This window comes from Microcoleus sp. T3_D1 (genome assembly GCF_036700405.1).
In the GTDB taxonomy this organism is placed as follows: Bacteria; Cyanobacteriota; Cyanobacteriia; order Cyanobacteriales; family Microcoleaceae; genus Microcoleus.
The window spans coordinates 83,529-89,578 of sequence record NZ_JAUBOV010000023.1 but is presented as its reverse complement, the minus strand read 5'-3'; the positions used below and the strand labels follow the sequence as shown (position 1 = coordinate 89,578).

Annotated in this window: 5 protein-coding genes; 4 read left to right on the top strand and 1 reads right to left on the bottom strand. The window is 47.8% G+C overall.

The window, feature by feature from the left end:
• Positions 1 to 72: 72 nt before the first annotated feature.
• The gene (locus tag QT992_RS13170; RefSeq protein WP_333342584.1) at positions 73 to 2,991 is read right to left on the bottom strand and encodes a CBS domain-containing protein; all 2,919 of its coding nucleotides are present in this window, start codon (positions 2,989 to 2,991) and stop codon (positions 73 to 75) included.
• 316 nt (positions 2,992 to 3,307) lie between these two features.
• On the opposite strand from QT992_RS13170, the gene psbZ reads away from it, so the two are divergent.
• The 4 genes from psbZ (at position 3,308) to QT992_RS13150 (ending at position 5,795) form a co-directional block, all read left to right on the top strand.
• Positions 3,308 to 3,499, top strand: a complete 192-nt coding sequence (psbZ, locus tag QT992_RS13165; protein ID WP_332957158.1) for a photosystem II reaction center protein PsbZ — start codon at positions 3,308 to 3,310, stop codon at positions 3,497 to 3,499.
• Between the two features lie 220 nt (positions 3,500 to 3,719).
• A complete protein-coding gene (gene ribH / locus QT992_RS13160; RefSeq protein WP_333322144.1) occupies positions 3,720 to 4,313 on the top strand; it encodes a 6,7-dimethyl-8-ribityllumazine synthase in 594 nt (197 codons plus the stop codon).
• A gap of 211 nt (positions 4,314 to 4,524) precedes the next feature.
• Positions 4,525 to 5,451 carry a hypothetical protein gene (locus QT992_RS13155; RefSeq protein ID WP_333342581.1) on the top strand — a complete coding sequence of 309 codons (927 nt, stop codon included), beginning with the start codon at positions 4,525 to 4,527 and terminating at the stop codon, positions 5,449 to 5,451.
• A gap of 92 nt (positions 5,452 to 5,543) precedes the next feature.
• Entirely contained in the window at positions 5,544 to 5,795 is a 252-nt protein-coding gene (locus QT992_RS13150) for a hypothetical protein (RefSeq protein ID WP_333342579.1), read from the top strand.
• Positions 5,796 to 6,050: the final 255 nt, after the last annotated feature.

The window sequence follows — 6,050 nt, the reverse complement described above, 5'->3', positions numbered from 1 at the left end:
CGTCCAAAAAGGACGGGCGGGACGCCCATCCCACAATAACAATTAAAATTGTAAGTTATTTAATTCGCGATCCTAAGCTTGAGGATAACGTTGTGCTAAGAAAGAGATAGCAGCAGCCCGATCGCCCAAATCGCCATCCAACCTCGCCGCCAACAAATCATCCAACATTCGTTTAAACCCAGGCCCCGGCTTATAACCCAAAGCCTTCAAATCGTTGCCATTTAAAGGCGGCTCAACATTCGCCCATTTGGTGAGATATTCCCAGATTTGGCGGCGTGCACTTCGCGGACTTTGTAGGGCGATCGCAATTAACACCGGCAATTCATAATTCCTCAACAGCAACACCAATTGACTCGGCAACTCGCACTTAGGCAAATTCTCTGCTAACTGCTTCTTTCCGGCTTCCAAAACTTCCAACCGCTTAATGCTGTCAGCGGGTAACTGAAGATTTGCAGCCACCTTGCCGCGATATTCCGGTGCTAAATAAGCGATTAAAACTTCCAGTCGCATCTGCCAATCGGGGATATTGATAATGGGGAATGGGGAATTGGGCATCGGGAATTGGGCATTGGAAATAGTTGCTTTTTCTTTTTCTTCCTTCTTCCCTATTCCCTCTTCCTTCTTCCCTCTGACTCGTGACTCACCCTCAATCATTAATCCGTGTATCCGTGTCAAAATCCGTGTCGTGCCTTCCTTCTTCCTTCTTCCATTCAAACACCGATCGAGCAAACGCAGTTGCCGCCACAACTCCCGATCCAACTCCAAACTAGGATGAATGCAGCGCAAAGCCTGCAAATCTCCCAGCATTTGCAAAGCAACTTTCCAGTAAGGAGCTTGCAAAATGTATTTCAATTCGCTTTTGAGTCGAGTTTCCAAAGCCGGAGCTCGGCCGTTTTCCCCCTGAATTCGGTAATAAATCCCGCTGGCCAAAGCGTGGCGGATGTATCCTTCCGTCTGCGGCTCAATTTCAAATCCCAACCGCACCGCAAACCGCACAGCGCGATAAATTCGCGTCGGATCTTCGATAAAACTGTTGGCGTGCAAAACTCGAATTTGCTTCGATTCCAAATCCAGCAAACCGCAAAAAAAATCTAACAATTCGCCGCTGCGAGGCACACCCAACCGCACCGCCAGCGCATTAATTGTAAAATCCCTGCGGTACAAATCTTGGCGAATTGAACTCGCTTCAACTTCAGGATTTGCAGCCGGATAAGGGTAAAATTCAGTGCGAGCCGTAGCGATATCCACCCACAGCGAGCCGAAAGCAGAGTCTTTGTGCCACAAAAGCGCGGCCGTTTGAAATTGACCGTGAACGTCCAAACGCGATTCAGGGTAAAGTTTTTGCAGCGATGAAGCTAACTCGACACCAGCACCGGAATCGTCGGAACCGCACTTTCCATCCACAACCAAATCAATATCTGTTAGCGCCAGTGTATCATCCGTGGCTAAGAGTAAATCCCGGACTGCTCCACCCACAATATAAAGTTGCCAGCCGCGGTTATGGGCAATATTGGCCGCGATCGACAATAATTGCCATAATTCGGGACTGATGCGCGATCGCAACAACTGCTCAACCGATTCGGAGACGGCACAATAAGACAATTCTGCATTGCTTCCCCTGTCTCGCGCTTTTTGCTGGTGCAATTCCCGCAACACGTCAGTGCGAGTCACAATTCCCACCAGTTGACCGTTTTCCAATACTGGCAAGCGGCCGATATCGTATGTCACCATTAAAGATTCAATTTCCGGCAGCAAGGTATCTGGGGCGATCGTTTTTAACTGCCAAGTCATGTAACCCTTCACCGGGGCGTGACTGAAACCGTGGTGCAGGGCAATGTCAATATCGCGGCGCGAGATAATGCCGGCCAGTCGATCGCCCGCATCGACCACAGAAAGCCCTGAATGTCCGTAACGTAGGAGTATACGGTGAGCTTCCCCCACCGAGGTTTCCGGGCGAATACTCCGCACTGGAGACGACATTAATTCGCGGGCTGTCGGAGGGTGGGGAATTTGAGCTTTGAGTTCGTCAGCTAACTGATTTAAAGTCAGCAGGGGGTCAACATCGCGGGTGGCGAGGGAAGCGGCGCGGGCGTGGCCTCCGCCGCCGAGGGGTTTGAACAATTCGCTGAGGTTTGTTCCTTCGATGCGCGATCGACCGATAATAGTTAATCGATTGGAAACTGGCGATTCGGGCTCGATGTTGCGGTTGTTTTCGTTTTCGCCAAATTTATAAACATTACCTAACAGCAGAGCATCGGTTTCAGTTAAATCGAGCAAGCGAGAAGCCAGCGAAGAAAGTCCGGGAACGTAAGCTTCAGTAGATAGCAGCACCCAGGCTACGCTGTAACCGTGCAAAATTTCCGATCGCAAATTCTTGAGCGCTTCTCTGAGCAAATCTTGCAATTGAGGAGACAAAGCGGGTTCTACATATTCAGCTATTACCCCCAAACTCGCTCCCTGTTCCATCAACCACGCCAAAGCTATTGCATCTCGCGCAGTTGCGCCCTCAAAGGTGAGGGAACCTGTATCGACGTGGATGCCGAGGGCCATTACTGTTGCTTCCGAAGGCAGAAGGCGGAATGGTGTGTCGCTCTTTTCTGCTTGATTTTTGAGCTTTTCGACAATTAATGTCGTGCTGGCTCCGACTGCTTCGATCTGCGTAACTGTAGCGGGGATGTCTGAATCCGCCTCCTTGTGGTGGTCGAAAATAGCAATTTCGTTGAGGTGTGGCAAATCCAGCCACTCGGCGGCTTTTCCCAAACGATCGCGCCCGGAGGCATCAACTATAGTAATCGAGCGAATTTTTTGCGGATTGACCGATCGGCGTTCAATCAGTGGGTACTCGTCGCGGTGTAGCGCCAAAAAATCCCGCACTGTCGGGTGACACCCGCCCGTCAATACGATCCTGCTACCGGGGCGCAGCACGCAAAGTCCCACCGCCGCCCCCAAGGCGTCAAAATCTGCTGTTGTGTGGCACAAAACTAAGTCCATAGCCGAAAATCCCCCATCTCTAACTCAAACAGTAGCAATTTCTCGCCCTCTGAAACCGGATGTGTCGATCGGGCTTTAACTTAACCTTTCCACTTTTCTGTCGTGTAGCGAACAATGATAAAATTGATCGAAATCTCAAAAGCCGCTGACGCCTGTTCGCGCAACGCCCGAATTTGCACGGGTTCTTTCCTATCAATCAACCGACAATCTCTCGATCGACTATCGGGAAACTGTCAAAAACTAGAATTTGGAAGATTTTTTCCGGTTCTGGGAAACTATTTCTGCTCAACGCACGGTTATATCGAAAGGAGAAAAGATGTTATCAATTCTGTTTCAAGTGGTTTTACTGGCTCTGGTACTGCTGTCTTTTGTGATGGTCGTTGGCGTGCCAGTTGCTTATGCCTCTCCCCAAAACTGGAATCAGTCTAAATCCCTGATTTATGTCGGATCGGGTCTGTGGTTTTTGCTGGTTATTGCAGTGGGTGTATTGAACTTTTTAGTCGTTTAATTTCACCCAACTCTATCTAATAAAGAAGGTAAAAGATAGAAGGATGAAGGCATTCACCAGCGATTGAAAGGCATTCGGCAGAAGCTAGGAATTTTCCAGACCGCGCGACCCTGTATGTTTTTGTACTTGAGATTCAGATGAGATGCTGCTGCTTTCTGACTTTTGCCTTCTCACAAACACAACTCTAAAACCTAAAACCTAAAATCTAAACTAGAACACTATGACTGTTTTCGAGGGAACTTTTACTCACACCGAATCTTTGCGATTTGCGATTGTCATCGGTCGTTTTAACGATTTGGTTGTCAACAAACTTTTGGAGGGATGTCAAGATTGTTTGAAACGCCACGGGGTTGATATTAATCCTCATGGCCATCAGGTGGACTTTTTTTGGGTTCCGGGAAGTTTTGAGATTCCTTTGGTGGCGCGCCAAGCTGCTCTTTCTCACCGCTACGATGCGGTAATTTGTCTGGGTGCGGTAATTCGGGGCCAAACTCCTCATTTCGATTTTGTGGCTGGTGAGGTTGCTAAGGGAATTGCTGCGGCTGCTTTTCAAACAGGGGTGCCGGTGATTTTTGGGGTGGTGACGACTGACACGATGCAGCAAGCTTTGGAAAGGGCTGGAATTAAAAGCAATTTGGGCTGGAATTATGCGATGAGTGCTTTGGAAATGGGCACTTTGATGCGCCAAGTTAAGGGTTTGGGAACACACTCTTACGATCATCGATTAACTACAGGATCTGCTGCTCAAGTGCTTTCGGGCGAAGCAAATCTGGCGATCGCCCCCGATGTATCGTCGGATCAAATCCCCTCGTAAGTTGGGCTAGCAGTATTTTTAAGCTCAAAAAACATCAAGATTTGGGCGTTGCTGATTCACGGTATGAATCACCTTTTCGCTTGAAGTTATAAAACTCACCCTCTGAGGACTTATAGCAATTGGGAAATCTTGAATTCATACCTGTATTCAGCAACGCCTGGCATAGTAAGTCCGGAAGAGCCAAAACTATTTTAGAGAAGAGATTCCCACTATGATTTCCAAGTATTTCTGGTTACCAGTTCGACAAATGGTCAAGGCGCTGACCCCAGGATTTGTTTGGCAGGCTGCACAGTCGGCGTGGCTGGCCCAAGTTGGGCGAGATCAGCTTCGGCTCATCCTTCAAAATGTTGACTCTGCTAGTGAATTGCCCCCAACCGTTACTTATCTCGCCTACAGAGGTCTAGCTAACCGACTACGGGCGCACATTTTGGCTCAGGATTTTGCGCTGCGTACCGAAAGAAAGCTGGTTGTCAATTGGCCAGAGACGCCAGAGTGCTGCGCGAAATTCGACGATTTATTTGTGTGGGAAGACGAAGATCGAAACATCCCTAATAAAGACTACTGCTTGGTACGTTACGATCATCACAAAGACAAGAGTTCCCATGACTTGGCAGTAAACCTGCCACACAAATCTGTAATTCTAGATATTCACTGGCAGTTTGTCGATCGCGGGGCTTTTGAAACTAGACTTGGTGAACACCTTGATGCAGCTCGCAGCTACCTGATTCCCAAGCCTGATATCCTTCAGGAGGTTGAGAAACTCTCCCTCAATTGGTCGGTCTCAACCATTGGAGTCCACATAAGACGCGGTGACTTTACAACCAAAGCTAACCAGGGATTGGGTTTAGAACGCTATAGTCGCTCAATTCGCAAAGCTCTTGAAATAATGGGAGGTGACACCACAATCTATCTGGCAAGCGATGGCTCGAAAGAAGAGATTTCGCCACTGCTAAGAGAGTTTGGCACTCGAATCATCATCAATCGCCCTAGTCTTCCACGAACTTCGAGAGAAGGCGTCCGCAACGCTTTGATTGATATGCTGTTGCTGAGTCGTACTCAGTTTCTAATACTGACTCCGATTTCTACTTTTGGCGAAATGGCAGCTTTTTTGGGAAAAGTTCCCTATACTTACGCATAAAATAAATGGCGTTGCTGATTCACGGTATGAATCACCTTTTCGCTTGAAGTTATAAAACTCACCCTCCGAGGACTTATAGCAATTGGGAAATCTTGGATTCATACCTGTATTCAGCAACGCCAAGATTTGCATCGGGAAAAATCTTAATACTCTTGTGGGGTGGTGATTATGCCCGCCCCAAGGTAAAAGTTCGACTGGTCGGGGTCGATCGACAAATTAGACCAATATCTTGCCAATTGGAAATGGGTACTTTGATGCCTCAAGTTAATGGTTTGGGCGGAAATTCTGACGCTCCATTACTTGCGTCTGCTGCTGTTCAAGTGCTGTCGGGCGATCGGGCTTGATGGATGTTCCCGGAAAATTTCGTAATCTAAAATCCAGGTTCATTATTCCCTTTATGAACTCGGCATTAATCGGCTGATTGGATATTTAATTTGGTAGATAATGAACTGGAAATACACAGCACACCGGAGCAAAAAAGACAAAGTGATTTCAATGATCGATCGCAATGAGTTGTTCGGCAAAATGAGGCTGTTGTAATTCCGGTTTTTCCCGGCTTGTCTCTGGATTTATCTTTGGTGTTTCCAGCCTAATCTAAA

Bases quoted from the DNA above. Each gene is read 5' to 3' on its own strand.
- QT992_RS13155 (WP_333342581.1), top strand. From the start codon at position 4,525: ATGATTTCCAAGTATTTCTGGTTACCAGTTCGACAAATGGTCAAGGCG.
- QT992_RS13170 (WP_333342584.1), bottom strand. From the start codon at position 2,991: ATGGACTTAGTTTTGTGCCACACAACAGCAGATTTTGACGCCTTGGGG.
- ribH (WP_333322144.1), top strand. From the start codon at position 3,720: ATGACTGTTTTCGAGGGAACTTTTACTCACACCGAATCTTTGCGATTT.
- psbZ (WP_332957158.1), top strand. From the start codon at position 3,308: ATGTTATCAATTCTGTTTCAAGTGGTTTTACTGGCTCTGGTACTGCTG.